Source organism: Capillibacterium thermochitinicola, assembly GCF_013664685.1.
In the GTDB taxonomy this organism is placed as follows: Bacteria; Bacillota; UBA4882; order UBA10575; family UBA10575; genus Capillibacterium; species Capillibacterium thermochitinicola.
Genome location: NZ_JAAKDE010000008.1, coordinates 1 through 13,518 on the forward strand (window position 1 = coordinate 1; position 13,518 = coordinate 13,518).

The window sequence follows — 13,518 nt, forward strand, 5'->3', positions numbered from 1 at the left end:
CGAGATGAACCGTATTTCGCGTCTACTGTAGTAAGTTCTAAATTAAAATAAATTTTAAAAGAAAAAAGGTATTATCAAGAAAATATCGAATGAAGACAGTTAAATTGAGTAACATGAAAAGCCTCCGGATGATGTCCGGAGGCTTCTTCGCTGAACGGTGGTTATCACCAAATTAGTTTTAGATGGTGAATTTGGAGATGGCCTGGACCAATTTATCGGCCATCGCGTGTAATTCATTGGCCATTTCTTTAACGTGTTCGGCGATGGCGGCCTGCTCTTCGATGGAAGCGGCTACCTGTTCGGAGGAGGCGGCCGATTCCTCGGAAATGGCGCTGATATTTAAGACTGATTGGGTGGTCTCGTCTTTGACTTCGTTAATTCTCCGGACGTGGTTATTCACGTCGGCAATGCGCGAGACGATTAATTCCATCCCTTTAATAATTTCATCAAAGGTTGCTTGGGTTTGGGAAACGACGTTAAGCTGTTCAAGGACGATGCCATGGGCCTTCGCCACATTGGCGGAGGAGTTGATCGCTTTGTCCTGAATTCCCTTCAAAAGATTCCGGATGACTTTCGCGGCGGTATCGGTCCGGTGGGCCAGTTTTGTGACTTCATCGGCAACCACGGCAAACCCGGAACCTAACTCGTGGGCGCGGGCAGCTTCAATGGCCGCATTTAAAGCCAGGAGGTTTGTTTGCTCGGCAATTTCGGAGATTAAGTTGGTCACATCCCTAATCTCCTCGGAACGCTTGTTAAGTTCGGTGATATCATTGTTAATGGTGGCGGTAATCTGGTTCGTTTCATTCGCCTTCTGGATCAAATCGTCCATAATTGACTTGGAACGCATACTAATATCTCTGGTATGATTGGAAATAAGCTCAACGTCTTTGAATTTGGTGGCGGCCACTTCAATTTCTTCCGCTAAGACAGTCATTTGGCGGGCGGTTTTTTCGGCTTCGTTTGTTTGCTCGATTGTTCCTTTGGTAATTTCCGCAGCGGCATTTGCCACCGATTCAGCTGATTGGGCCGACTGAATCGAACTGGATTCCAGCGCCCAACTGTGTTTGGAGATGGAATCGACTGCTTCTTGTGTATCTTTGACCAACTGACCGATTTGGGTCGCCATCATATTAAAGCTGTTCCCGAGTTCCTGCAGTTCGTCCTGGGTCTCAATATTCACTTTTGCCGTTAGGTCACCGTTTTTGGCCTTTTCCATTGCGGCGATCACTTTTTCCAGGGGAAGGGAGATGCTTAGCGAGACGCCGTAGGAGAAGGAGATGGCGATTAAAGCAACGAGTATAATAATGATTAAGTTTAATAATCCCTGGTAATAGAGCTCGCGGAAAAGATAATTGTGTTGGGCGAGCCCAATAACGTACCAACCTTTGGAACCTATTAGATTGTAGGTCACCAGGGTGGGCTTTTTGTTTAAGCGGTCGGTAAAGTATCCCCGTTTATTGGTGCGGTCTTCAATAATTTTAGTAATTTTATCCGAAGCCAGCAAATCGATGATGTTGACACCCACTTGATCGGTATAAGGGGAAGCCAGAATTTCTCCGCTCTGTTGCACGATTACGGAATAAGGACGGTTTTCGTTCAGATCAGCATACTGATCATTATTAATCAACTTGCTAATGTTAACCCCGCTATAGATCACAACGAAAGCGGCAAGTGGCCGGTTTTCCGAGAGGCTTTTCACAATGTTGATCATTGTTAAGTTGGAATCGACCACACCCCAACAGAGTTGACCGGGGGAGGCCAGCGCTTCCTGGTATAAAGGGGATGCTTTAACTTTGGCAAGCATACTCCGTATGTCGCTTACTCCGATTCCGACAAGGGAATCGCTGTTGAGATCGCTTAAAAGAATATAATTGACGGTATTGTCGTACGAAAGCACATCATTGAAGAGATCTTGGATATATAATCTCGCCTCGGTCGAGTTGTTGTCAAAAAAATCTTTGATTCGTTTTTGGAGATTAAGATCAACTTGGAGCAGGACTCTCAAATCTTCGTATTTTTGTAGCTGCAAATCCAAGGTGGTACCGGCTTGAACCAGACTTTGTAGCGAATACTCGATAATTTTGTTGGTAACTGTACGGCGGGCAATAAAGTAAGAAACTGTACCGACCGAAACAGTAGTTAGGATTGAGAGGATCAAAAAGTAGGCAATCAAACGGTTCCGGATGGTAAAACGCCACATATAATCGATAAAGCGGCGAAATATTCTCATATAGAATTCAGTGAAAGCGGTTGTGTTCTGTCCGGAGGTTGAGCCTGGGTTATGTTTGGATTTTCTAGGAAACATTTTTAAACCATCACCTTTTCGTTAGTCTTGTCAAAATAAATCTACATCTATTATCGGTAGATTGCAATAGATCTTAATGCTTGTTTGGGCGAATTGAAGAAAAATTCTTTTGCCAATGCAACACTGAAGATGCGGATTAGCGAGGGTAGTCACTCAAAAACAGGGTTTACAAGGGGAAAAAATACGACAAAAACCCCCAAAAAAAGACGGTGATTTGTCCGGCAAAGCGGCAGGCTAAAGAACAAGGGGGCAATTTAATATGGAAAAAGAGCAAAAGTTGAAGCTGATTGGGATCGATATTGGAACCACCCATTGTAAAGTCGGGCTCTTCGATGCAAAGGGGCGGTTGCTTCACCTGGAAAAGCAGCCAACGATCACCCACCAAAGCGCCGATGGCCGTTTGTCCTACGATCCGGAGGAGCTTTGGCAGCAATTCGCCGGGATGTTGAAGCAAGTCCTTGCTCCGGCGAAACCAGGAGAAGTCCAGGCGATCGGCATTGCCAGTATGGCAGAAGCCGGTTTGTTGGTTGATAAAGGGACGGGAAAACCAAAAACAGAGATTGTTCCCTGGTATGACCGGCGGACAATGAAACAATACGAACGTATCTCTCAGGAAGGGGACGTACGCACCCTCTTTTCGCGTATCGGTTTATATCCCAGCTTCAAACATGGTTTGGCCAAAATCCTCTGGTTTAAAGAGCAGGAACCCTCGCTGTTGGAAGATGGGATCTGGTTGTCAGCCGCCGACTACCTTGCCTTCCGTCTCACCGGCAAGTTCGGCACTGATCACACGCTGGCGGCCCGCACCTATGCCTACCGGATTGACCGAAAAGAATGGGACAAGGAGTGGTTGGCCGCCTTCGGGTTGAAGGCCGACCTTTTTCCACCGGTGAAAGCGAGTGGTTCCCCCCTGGGTGAAGTCCGCGGCGAACTCGGTTTTCCGCCGGGGATTAAAGTCGCCGTGGCCGGCCATGACCACCTTTGTGCCGCTTTGGCCGTGGGGGCGATCAAACCGGGGGTCGTCTTTGACTCGATTGGGACGGCGGAATCCCTCATTGGGACCCTTGACCAACGGGTTTTGGGGGAGAAAGAATATAATTCCCGCCTCTCCTTTGGTTGCCATGTCGTTCCGGGGAAGATGGTCTGGATCGGTGGCCTTTCGGCGTCCGGCGGTTCCCTCGAATGGCTGCGCCGGCAGCTTGGGGATGAACCTTTGAGTTACGGGGAGATCGAAACCCTGCTGGCATCGACGGGCCCGGAGCCCACCGGGATTATTTATTATCCTTACTTGTCGGGAAGCGGAGCACCGTTGCCCGATCCAAAGGTCAGGGGAGCTTTGATTGGCTTGAGTGCCGAACACGGGAAAGCAGATCTTTTGAAGGCAATCCTGGAAGGGACGGCTTATGAAATGGAAGCGATCCGCCGGGCTGCCGCGCAGGTAACAGATGATGAGATTGAACAGTTCGTGGCAGTCGGCGGTGGGACGCGGAACCATACTTGGATGCGGATTAAAGCTACGGTTTCCGGTTGTACGATCCGTATTCCTCCCGTCGAGGAAGCCACTTTACTGGGGGCGGCTTTACTGGCCGCCATTGGCGCCGGATTTTTCCAAAACACCGAGGAGGCCGTGGCCGGTCTCGAGTTGGAAGCGGAAAGCCAAGTGGTAGCACCTTGGGAGGAAAGCAAAGAGCGGTACCGTCAGATTTTCGAGGAAGGCTATTTAAAACTCCAACACCCAATTCGCCAGTACTTTCGGACCGCCGGTAAAGATTAGCCGCTACTTTTTTTGCGGCGACGGTTGCTGGTTAATAATGTTGGCGGAAGAAAGGAAAAAGAGGAAACGCCTGGAATAATTTTAATAATATTGCAGGAAAGAAGGTTTGGCAATGAACGGTACGCCCAAAAACCAAAACCACTTTTTTTTAGCCTTTTTACTGATTTTTTTTGGTCTTCTCCTTCTCATGAACAACCTTGGGATTGCCTCTTTTGTTCTGACGTTTGGTACTTGGTGGCCCTTGCTTTTTGTGGTCATTGGCCTGCACCAATTGGTTAGTTCCCGTTTTACCAACCTTTTCAGCCTGATCCTTCTTTTTGTAGGTGGCGCTCTGCAATTGCGCAAACTGGGGCTCATCGACCATGGCCAAATGCGCTTATTTTGGCCGCTCCTTCTTATTTTGTTCGGCGTAATCTTGCTGTTTAATTTTGGCGGCACCAGTCGGCGGGCGGCGGAGACAAAACCCAATACTACCAGCGATGACGTGGTTATTTTTGGCGGTATGGAGCGGCGGATTATCTCGCCCAGTTACCGCGGGGGAAATGTGACGGCATTGTTTGGGGGGGGTGACCCTCGACCTGCGGGGCTCGGAGATGGCGAGTGGCACAAATGTTCTGAATGTCCAGGCGGTGTTCGGTGGGGTTGAACTAATCCTGCCCGCCGGGTGGAGTGTAGAAATAAGAGGGGTTCCGCTTTTCGGCGGAATTGACGATCAACGCAAAAAGGAAATAGGAACAGCGGGGGCTGACGAGCCCAAATTACTCATTAATGCCTTGGTTGTCTTTGGTGGAATTGAACTAAAAGATTAAAAGAGCGTATTCGTTAAGAATTTGGTTGTTTCCGTTAGCACTTGTTCCTCCCAAGCATGACGGTTGAAGGTATGATCGGCTTCCGGGATGTAGATCAGGCGCGCCCGTCCCCCGAGGGCGGCTTGATATTGTTCGGCGGTCGTTGGTGGTACTACTTCGTCCCCGGTTCCGTGTAAGATCAAGGCCGGACCCTGGTAGGCCTGCAGTGTTTCATAGGTGTTCCACTTGCCTAAATCGGCGTAGAAATTTTCGTTCAGCCACAAACCGCCGATGTCGATCTGTCCATGCTCGTTCCGGAGAAAATAACCTTTTTTTTCTTGTTGGCGGTAAATTCCCATAATCGTATCGATGTCGGCGGCGGCCCAGAGGACCAATGCTTTCACGGTTGAGGGGTTATTCCCGGCAATAATCGAAGCAACCGCGCCCCCCATGCTTAAGCCCACTAAGCCAATGCGCTCCGCGTCGGTGGTCGGCAAATAACTGACGAATTTTAAGATCTCCTGCGCTTCAAAAACCTCGCTGCTGAAAGTCATCTCCTCGAAATCGCCGTCACTTTCGCCGGAGCCGGAAAAGTCAAAACGAATCACGGCCAGTCCGCTGGCGGTCAAGCGCCGGGATAGTTTGAGAAAGATGCGGTGGGGCTCCAGCTTATTTCCGGTAAAACCGTGAAAAAGGATAACGGTCGGATAGATACCGTCGCCATCTGGGTAGTGGTACATACCCCGTAAGGTTTTCCCTTTGACCACCAATTCAATGGGTTTTTGCATCTCTGCTCATCTCTCCTTCTTCTTAAATGAACTAAACTCTTTTTATCTTCAGCTATATTATATAACTTTTTATATAAAATTGGGGGACATATATTCCAAATTTATCTCTTTTTGGAAAAATAAGCGGCAATCTCGGCGGTTGTTTTCGTGTTGAAAACATCGCTCTTTTCCAACCAACCCTTGCGGGCCACCGGAATGCTGAGGCGGGCAAGGTCCAGTTCCCCAACGGTGTGGGCATCGGGATTGATGGCGATGGGGACCCCGAGTTGTTTGGCCCGTAGGCACCAGCGCCAGTCTAAATCCATCCGGAAGGGATTGGCGTTAAATTCAATGATGAGCCCTTTTTCGGCGGCTTTTTCGATGATCGGTTCCAGGTTGACCTGGTAGGCGGGGCGGGACAATAAAATCCGGCCGGACGGGTGGCCAAGCATGGTGAGGTAGGGATTGTCCATTGCTTTTAGGATCCGTTCCGTCATTTCGGCTTCCCCCATCTGGAAATGGCTATGGATCGATCCGATGACAAAATCGAACTGGGCCAAAGTTTCTGGATCGTAGTCCAGCTCTCCTGAGGGCAGAATATCGGACTCGATTCCTTTGAAGATCCGAAAGTGGGGATACTCCCGGTTCAATTGTTCGATCTCCTCCCACTGACGGCGGAGGGCTTCTTTGGTCAGGCCATGGGCATAGTAGGCGCTTTGGCTATGGTCGGCGATGCCGAGATAATGGTACCCACGGTTGATGGCGCCTTCCACCAATTCCCGCAACGTACTTAGTCCGTCACTGTTCTTGGTGTGCACATGAAACAAGCCTTGGATGTCTTCGGGTTCGACCAGCGCCGGCAGGCGGTTGGCCGCGGCCGCTTCCAGTTCGCCGCAGTTTTCCCGGAGTTCCGCCGGGATATAGGCGAGGCCGAGGTATTGGTAGAGTTCGGCTTCATTCTGACAAACGACGCGGGTTGTTTCCTTTTTCAAGCCGTCTGGCCGGAGTTGATAACCAAGCTCTGCTGCCCGTTGGATCAGGGCCTGCTTATGTCCTTCATTGCCGGTGTGGAACCAAAGAGCAAATGGAAACTCCTCCGGGGGAACGACGATCAGGTGCACTTTATAGTCGTGCTGGAAAGTAATGGTGCTTTCTTCCGCTGTTTGTTGGATTACTATTTTACCGTATAACTCCAGTTTGTTTTCCAACTCGGAACTGGTAAAGAAAGTCGTCACCTCGGACGGGCTCGTGGACGCGGCCACCAGGTCAATACGATTGTTTAACGGGAGACAGCGGCGTAGGCTTCCGGCGATTTCCACGCGGCTGACCGCCGGATGGGCGGCCAGTGCGTTTTGGAATTTTATAGCCCATTCCATCCCTTGCATCCAGAGAAAACTGCCCTGGTGAGCCCGGATAAACTCCAGTCCGGCAGCGATCTTGGCCTGAGTTTTCGGGCCAAACCCGGGAACCGTTAACAACTTGTTTTCGCGGCAGGCTTCTTCCAGCATTTCCAGGTCGGTGATCTGCAGGGTGGAAGCAAGAACGGCTATTTTTTTGGGCCCAAGGCCGGGCACGCGCAACAGGTCCAACAGGCCCAAAGGGGTGGTTTTCTTCAGCTCTTCATAATAACCAATTGTCCCGGTTTCTTTCCATTCGAGGATCTTTTGGGTTATGGCCGGACCAAAACCGGGGACCTCTTTTAATTGACCATTACGGATTAACTCGTCCAGATCCGTCTCTAAACTCTCGATGGTTTGGGCCGCCTTGTAATAGGCCCTTGCTTTGAACGGATTTTCCCCTCTGACTTCCAAAAGGGTCCCAATCTGGTTAAAAAGGGCGGCCAATTCCTGTTTATTACTCATTGTGTCACACCCCGTATCTTATGCCTTCTTCCCTAATTATATCGTTTTGTTGACCTGTTCACCAGAGGAACAGTTAAAATGGGAATTGGCGTTAAACCCCAAAAGCCCACAAGCATAAGGATGGTTACGATTTAAGGACAAAGACGATCCCGGAGCGGCCGGGAAAATGGTCGGAGGCCGTCGGCGCCAAAAGAAAACAGGAGTTTAAACTTTTTTAGCGAAGAACATACATTAATCGAAAATTATGGAAATTTTAGATCATTATCCTTGCACGTTAGGTTGTTCGGACGAAAAGGGACATGTCTTTGACAAGAAAAAGACGTGAAAAATAGCAGAGCAGGGGGTTGCAACTAAGATGTCTACTGGTAAAGAGAAGAAAAAGATTGACCTAATGAAAGAATTGCTTCTTAAGAACAGCAGACTCTTTCGTTGCCCGAGCTGTGAGCAAGAACTTGCCTTGAGCAGGTCAAATAGTTTGTATTGTGCCAAAGGACACAATTTTGACCTGGCGAGGCAAGGTTATGTTAATCTTCTTTTGAAACAGGAAAAAGGCGGTTATGATAAACAGTTGTATGCGGCCCGCAAAGTGATCAGCGACAGTGGCTTTTTTGATCCGATGCGGAAAGCCATCAGTAAACTGATCTGGGAAATCGGAGAGGAAGAAGATTGGTCCAGGGCTAGTATTTTGGATGCCGGTTGTGGTGAAGGCTCACATTTAGCCTGGATATGTCAGGATTTAAAGGCAAAGGAAAAGAGGTTTGCTGATCTCTGGGGAGTGGGGATTGACCTTTCGAAAGAGGGCATCCGGGCTGCCGCTAAAGCGTACCCTAATCTCATTTGGTGTGTGGCGGACTTGACAAAGTTACCGCTCCAAAACGAACAGTTTGATATTGTCCTTAACATTCTTTCGCCCGCGAATTATGGGGAATTCAAGCGGGTTTTAAAGGACCATGGCGTACTGCTGAAGATCCTGCCTACCGCCAATTATCTTATTGAACTCCGGGAAATTCTCTTCAAGGGGACTGACCGGGAGTTATACGAAAATGACAGCGTGAAAAAGCTTTTTGCCAACAGTTTTCAACTCGTTAAGGAACAGCAGATTCATTATAAAGTAGTGCTTAAAGAGGAAAACTTGGAACACTTGATCAAAATGACTCCTTTAACTTGGAATGCGGATCAGGAAAAGATCAGGGCGATCATCAACAGCGGGCTAAAAAGCATTACCGTAGCTTTTGATCTGTTGGTAGGCAAGAAGTAATTTTCGCCTTGACACTTTGAATTGGAAACGGGACAATTGTAGACATTGACGTTGGCGGGCAATGGACGACGAAAAAATACGGCAGAGGAGCGAGCACAATGCAAAAACAAACTGTGGTTAGAGAAGCCGTCCTGGAAGACTGTTCATCCCTCACCGAACTGGCTTGGCAATTGGGGCATCAAGCGAAGGGTGAGCAAATCAAAACCCGTCTGCTTGATCTCTTGCGACGGGATGGCCATAAGGTTTTGGTGGCGGAAGTCGGTGGGAAGGTGGCCGGTTGGGTTCATGCTTTTATAAACCGCCCCTTGCACAAAGACACGACCGTGGAGATTGCCGGGCTTGTTATCGACCAAAGTTACCGGCGGATGGGGATCGGGCGAAAGCTCTTGGACGCCGTCGAAGAATGGGCAAAAAATCAAGGTTGTGACCAAGTGACTTTGGCTTCGAATATCACGCGCGAGGGAGCCCACCAATTTTATCAAGCCGTTGGCTACCAGCGAACCAAGACCCAATATATTTTTCGAAAAGAGCTGCCTAAGTAAGGATATGCAAAAACGCCCCCGGATGACGGGGGCTATATTTTTAAGTAGTATTAATAGTAAACTGAACCCAACACCAGGAGGATGAGGATTAAAAAGATCAAAAATGGGAAGAAATTATGAAATCCAGTAGTTGTGCTCATCACTATTCTCCTTTCTATCGGCCGATCTTCACTCTGGTACCATTTTATGTTCTTCTTTCTTATTTGTTTTAAGGCTGAAGGAATAAAATCAAACCATCCCGGGAACCGGTTTTAGCAGCGCAAATGGAAGAAGCATAGAAGTATATGGGTGGAAAAAGCGGGGAAACTAAATCTCAAAAGTAAGGAGGTGTTGGTTTGGAAAGTCGTAATTGGCTCAGTCCGATCAACAATGATTTTTGGGGTGAGCGGTTCTTTAACCATTTACTTCCGCGCAGTTTTGGTGAGTTTTTCCGCGGAGCCAGTTTCGGGCCTTCGGTTGATTTAAAGGAGACCGATCAGGAGATCATTCTCGAAGCGGATCTGCCGGGTATGAACCGGGATGATCTGGAGATCACCGTGGATCATAACCAGATTATCCTTAAAGGGGAAATGAAACGGAACGAAACTAAGGAGGAACGGGGGTACCATTTAACAGAACGTCGCTACGGCACTTTCTACCGGGCCATTCAGTTGCCGGTGGAAGTCAAGGCCGAGCAGGCGAGTGCGAAATACCGGAATGGTGTCTTGGAAGTGCGGGTACCCAAAGCGGACTCGGCAAAAAACCGCGGTTATAAGCTAAAAATCGAAGGAGACGACTACCCTGTGCAATAGGGATTACCGTCCCCTCGGCAGAAGACCCGTTTGGGTCTTCTTTTTTATTTATTGGGCTTGGTTTTCAGGCCTTTTTTGCAAAGATTTTCACCGCTTCCGAACTGTTGAAAAGAGAAAAAAGGTAAAGAGAATGATTTAAAGAAAGGAAAAATTCTCCGTGAAATGGAATTAGTTAAATAAACAGCAACGGTGTTCTCTGGTATTCCACTTTTGGAGGTTAGCCCATGAAGAAATTCCGCCTCATCTGGCTCTGTTTTTTCCTCTTCCTAGCCGTTTCTCCGGTGGCTTCGGAACTGGCCGAGGAGGAGACGATTGTGCTTCAGGTTGTGGGCGAAGCCTTGCTCAACGCCGGTGATATAGCCAAGGCTCGTGAGCTCGCGGTGGCGAACGGTTTACAACAGGCAGTAGAACAGGCGGTCGGTATTTTGGTTTATAGCGAGACCCAGGTGGAGAATTATGAGTTAATCAGGGATTCGATCCGCCTCCGCTCCGCCGGTTATGTATCAAGTTATGAGATCATTGATTATTGGGTGGAACAGAATGTCTGTAAAGTTCTGCTTACGGTTGGGATTAAAAGAGGGAGAATGATCGAAGATTTGCAGGAACTCCGGCTCAATTTGAAGCTGGCGGGGGACCCCCGTTTGCTGGTCTCGGTGGTGGCCATAAACCGGGACCTGGCAACCGCTGGCTTGGAAACCCAACTGGTCGATGGGCTGAGACAGGCCGGATACCAGGTGGTCACCGCCGGCGGGCAGCAGGCGGGTGGCGCACAACACGACCTATTGGTTCAAGGAATGGTCCTCGGTGAAATACTCGGTCGTTTCCACGGCTTTGTTTCCTGCCGGGTTTTTTTGGAGACGAAAGTGGTTAAAACCGGTACCGGCGAAGTCTTGGCGGTTCAAAACTGGCAACAAACCGCCGTAGATCTGACCGCCGCGGCGGCGGCGGAAAAAGCCATGCGTCTCGCCGGCGAGAATTTACTCCCCGCCCTCCTTACCGACCTGGCCGGAATAATCACCGAAGCACGTCTCCTGACGGTGGTTGTCGACAACGTTTCTTATCAACAGCTAATGCAGTTTCAGCAGCAGTTAAAGGAGACCCCGATGGTGAAGGCGGTGCAATTACGGGAATATGCCGGGCACAAGGCGCTGCTGTCCGTGGAAACAACGCTTACCGCACCACAGCTTGCCGACCAGCTGGCCGGTGGGCGGGGGATGGATATAGAGATTACCGGTGTTTCTCAATTTTTGATCAAACTGATCTTTCACGGTGGTTGGAAGCCATAAATTGAAACAGGGGGTGGTTGCCACGCGTAAGAGAAAATACTCCTTATTGGCCTTGCTTTGCCTGCTCTTTCTGGTTATGACTTCCCTGGCCCGCGGACAGGACGAAGGAATGATTGAAGAGGTTGGCCTGGGCCGGATTGACTGGGGTAACGGCCTGATCTATGTGGTCGGTTATGGGGCTCCACCAAAGGGAGTCTCCGGACCGCAGGCCCGATTGATGGCCCGGGGGGCGGCAAAGGCCGATGCCTACCGTAATGCGGCGGAAGTATTGAACGGGGTCCGGGTGAACAGTGAGACCTACGTTCGAAATTATGTGATGCAAAGTGACGAGATCAGGGTTGTGGTTGAAGGTTTTGTCCAGGGGGCACGGATCATCAATGTCAACCAACTATTGGACGGCACGATTGAACTCACGATTGAGTTACCCTTGGGCGGACAAGCCGGACTCACCTCCTTGCTGAACCGCCCGGAAATTGCGGAGAGGATCAGTCCTTCTTCCCCGGCGTTTTATGAGTATCCCGCGACCGGGGTTTCTGCGCCTTATACCGGGGTAATCATTGATGCCCGTAATTTGGGAATAAAACCTGCCCTTTACCCGCAAGTTTTTGACTACGAAGGGAATCTTCTCTACGCGGCCACCATGGTCAACATGGCACGGCCGGGCTTTACCACCATCGTGGCTTACGCCCGTTCGGTTGATTTAGCCCGTAACCTGCCCCGTCTTGGGACAAACCCACTGGTCTTAACGGCGGACAGTGCGGTTCCCGCGGAAGGTGAACGGACCGATTTGGTTCTCGGGGTGGAAGCGACGCGTCAGTTCCGGCGACTGAATCCCGAGGTAATCAAGAACGGGGCCGTGGCTTTTGTCATCGACTAACGGGCTGGAGGAAGGGGGGAGTTGGTTCGTCAAGGGAACCAACGGTGATGATGAGAGGGATAATGAAAATAACCTGTCTGACGCTGGTCTTTTTGTTGGTGTTTAATTCTTTCCCGGTCGCCGCGGCGAACACACGATCGGACACCGGGGAAATGGTAATCAAGATTGGCGTGGCCACGGCGGTTGTGGTCGGGGCGGTTTGTCTGATCCGTACCGCGATTATCAACGGGAAGGCCGGGAAACTATACCACGAAGGGGAGAAATTGGCGGCGGCCGGCGACTGGCCGGGCGCAGTTCAGGCGTATACCAAAGCTTGGGAACTGAACCCGGATTATAAGGATGTGGCCGCAAAACTGGCGGAGGCGAAGGAAAAGGCGGGGACAATGTATTTGCGCTTGGGCGACGAGGCCTGGAAGGAAAAGAAATTGGAAGCGGCCGAGGCATACTACCGCCAAGCTTTACAGTACATCCCGGCCTCGACCGAAGCGCGCCAGAAACTGAACCAGTTAGCCCAGGAACTGGCCTGGGTACACTACCGGCGGGGCTTAAGCTATGAAGCGGTTAACCGCTGGCCGGAAGCCTTACAGGAGTACGAACGGGCTTATTTATTGGCCCCGGAAATAAGCGAGTTTGCCGACCATTACCGCCGGGCGAAGGCCAACGCGGACCAGAATCTACCGCTCAGAACCGTTTTGTTCTTTATCAATCATACATCCACCGCCGGGGTTGAGGAGCTTCTAGCCCGGGAGTTACAACAGCAAATGCAAGCGGCTGCCAATGGTAAATATGTGATGTTGGATTACACCAGGACGCAAGCGGTCCTGACCGAACAAGCCGCCGCCTTAGGCGGTGAATTGGACGAAAAATTAGCCCTGGATCTTGGCCGGATCCTCGGTGTGGACGAAGTGGTCATCGGGGCAATTCATTCCTTTGAGGTGCGCAACCGGGTCCGCATTGAAGTCTCCGCGAAAAGGCTTCAGATTCCCACCGGCCGTGTTAATAAGGAAGTCAAACCTTTCACCTATACTTTTGCCCGGGGCGCCACGGCGGCGAACTGGCGGGACGAGTTACCAAAACTCGCTACCGAACTTGCCAAACGACTTAACTAAGAATTTGAACTAGAGTAAAGGATGCTTTCGATGAAAAGAGTAAGCCGATATTTTCTCGTTATTGTCGTGTCGTTCACCTTTTTGTTGCTTAACAACTTTCCATGCTTGGCCCAGGCTGACCTAGACCGGAGCCTTGATCTGCTGGCGGCCCGTATTGTT

The 13,518-nt window shown here is 50.0% G+C and carries 12 protein-coding genes; 9 read left to right on the forward strand and 3 right to left on the reverse strand.

Going from position 1 to position 13,518, the window contains the following annotated elements; translation table 11 throughout:
* Positions 1-178 precede the first annotated feature (178 nt).
* Positions 179-2,230, reverse strand: a complete 2,052-nt coding sequence (locus tag G5B42_RS04170) for a methyl-accepting chemotaxis protein (RefSeq protein ID WP_181339198.1) — start codon at positions 2,228-2,230, stop codon at positions 179-181.
* Between the two features lie 334 nt (positions 2,231-2,564).
* Here G5B42_RS04170 and G5B42_RS04175 point away from each other — a divergent pair, with 334 nt between their 5' ends.
* The 3 genes from G5B42_RS04175 (at position 2,565) to G5B42_RS04185 (ending at position 4,888) form a co-directional block, all read left to right on the forward strand.
* Positions 2,565-4,079 (forward strand): FGGY-family carbohydrate kinase, encoded by a 1,515-nt coding sequence (locus tag G5B42_RS04175; protein ID WP_181339199.1) that lies wholly within the window; start codon positions 2,565-2,567, stop codon positions 4,077-4,079.
* 187 nt (positions 4,080-4,266) lie between these two features.
* A complete protein-coding gene (locus G5B42_RS12330) occupies positions 4,267-4,725 on the forward strand; it encodes a LiaF transmembrane domain-containing protein (protein WP_407926902.1) in 459 nt (152 codons plus the stop codon).
* On the forward strand, positions 4,673-4,888 hold the full coding sequence (locus G5B42_RS04185) for a hypothetical protein (protein WP_181339201.1): 216 nt from the start codon (positions 4,673-4,675) through the stop codon (positions 4,886-4,888). The genes G5B42_RS12330 and G5B42_RS04185 overlap by 53 nt, the downstream gene beginning before the upstream one ends.
* Here G5B42_RS04185 and G5B42_RS04190 read toward each other — a convergent pair.
* Positions 4,885-5,655, reverse strand: coding sequence for an alpha/beta hydrolase family protein (locus G5B42_RS04190; RefSeq protein WP_181339202.1), 771 nt, complete (start codon positions 5,653-5,655; stop codon positions 4,885-4,887). The two genes, G5B42_RS04185 and G5B42_RS04190, sit on opposite strands and share 4 nt — an antisense overlap.
* Positions 5,656-5,756: 101 nt before the next feature.
* Positions 5,757-7,496 carry a DNA polymerase/3'-5' exonuclease PolX gene (polX, locus tag G5B42_RS04195; protein ID WP_181339203.1) on the reverse strand — a complete coding sequence of 580 codons (1,740 nt, stop codon included), beginning with the start codon at positions 7,494-7,496 and terminating at the stop codon, positions 5,757-5,759.
* 355 nt (positions 7,497-7,851) lie between these two features.
* On the opposite strand from polX, the gene G5B42_RS04200 reads away from it, so the two are divergent.
* The 6 genes from G5B42_RS04200 (at position 7,852) to G5B42_RS04225 (ending at position 13,359) form a co-directional block, all read left to right on the forward strand.
* Complete coding sequence (locus G5B42_RS04200; protein WP_181339204.1) at positions 7,852-8,754, forward strand: putative RNA methyltransferase; 903 nt, start codon at positions 7,852-7,854, stop codon at positions 8,752-8,754.
* A gap of 98 nt (positions 8,755-8,852) precedes the next feature.
* Complete coding sequence (locus G5B42_RS04205; RefSeq protein WP_181339205.1) at positions 8,853-9,296, forward strand: GNAT family N-acetyltransferase; 444 nt, start codon at positions 8,853-8,855, stop codon at positions 9,294-9,296.
* A 335-nt stretch (positions 9,297-9,631) separates the two neighbouring features.
* A complete protein-coding gene (locus G5B42_RS04210; RefSeq protein ID WP_181339206.1) occupies positions 9,632-10,087 on the forward strand; it encodes an Hsp20/alpha crystallin family protein in 456 nt (151 codons plus the stop codon).
* Between the two features lie 224 nt (positions 10,088-10,311).
* Entirely contained in the window at positions 10,312-11,373 is a 1,062-nt protein-coding gene (locus G5B42_RS04215; protein ID WP_181339207.1) for a hypothetical protein, read from the forward strand.
* A gap of 1 nt (position 11,374) precedes the next feature.
* Entirely contained in the window at positions 11,375-12,250 is an 876-nt protein-coding gene (locus G5B42_RS04220; protein ID WP_181339208.1) for an LPP20 family lipoprotein, read from the forward strand.
* A 47-nt stretch (positions 12,251-12,297) separates the two neighbouring features.
* Positions 12,298-13,359, forward strand: a complete 1,062-nt coding sequence (locus G5B42_RS04225; RefSeq protein WP_231133229.1) for a tetratricopeptide repeat protein — start codon at positions 12,298-12,300, stop codon at positions 13,357-13,359.
* Positions 13,360-13,518 lie beyond the last annotated feature (159 nt).

What these genes read in the sequence shown, in the direction of transcription:
- G5B42_RS12330 (WP_407926902.1), top strand. Translation starts at nt 4,267, where the DNA reads ATGAACAACCTTGGGATTGCCTCTTTTGTTCTGACGTTTGGTACTTGG.
- G5B42_RS04175 (WP_181339199.1), top strand. Translation starts at nt 2,565, where the DNA reads ATGGAAAAAGAGCAAAAGTTGAAGCTGATTGGGATCGATATTGGAACC.
- G5B42_RS04205 (WP_181339205.1), top strand. Translation starts at nt 8,853, where the DNA reads ATGCAAAAACAAACTGTGGTTAGAGAAGCCGTCCTGGAAGACTGTTCA.
- G5B42_RS04185 (WP_181339201.1), top strand. Translation starts at nt 4,673, where the DNA reads ATGGCGAGTGGCACAAATGTTCTGAATGTCCAGGCGGTGTTCGGTGGG.
- G5B42_RS04170 (WP_181339198.1), bottom strand. Translation starts at nt 2,230, where the DNA reads ATGAGAATATTTCGCCGCTTTATCGATTATATGTGGCGTTTTACCATC.
- G5B42_RS04225 (WP_231133229.1), top strand. Translation starts at nt 12,298, where the DNA reads ATGATGAGAGGGATAATGAAAATAACCTGTCTGACGCTGGTCTTTTTG.
- G5B42_RS04215 (WP_181339207.1), top strand. Translation starts at nt 10,312, where the DNA reads ATGAAGAAATTCCGCCTCATCTGGCTCTGTTTTTTCCTCTTCCTAGCC.
- polX (WP_181339203.1), bottom strand. Translation starts at nt 7,496, where the DNA reads ATGAGTAATAAACAGGAATTGGCCGCCCTTTTTAACCAGATTGGGACC.
- G5B42_RS04200 (WP_181339204.1), top strand. Translation starts at nt 7,852, where the DNA reads ATGTCTACTGGTAAAGAGAAGAAAAAGATTGACCTAATGAAAGAATTG.
- G5B42_RS04190 (WP_181339202.1), bottom strand. Translation starts at nt 5,655, where the DNA reads ATGCAAAAACCCATTGAATTGGTGGTCAAAGGGAAAACCTTACGGGGT.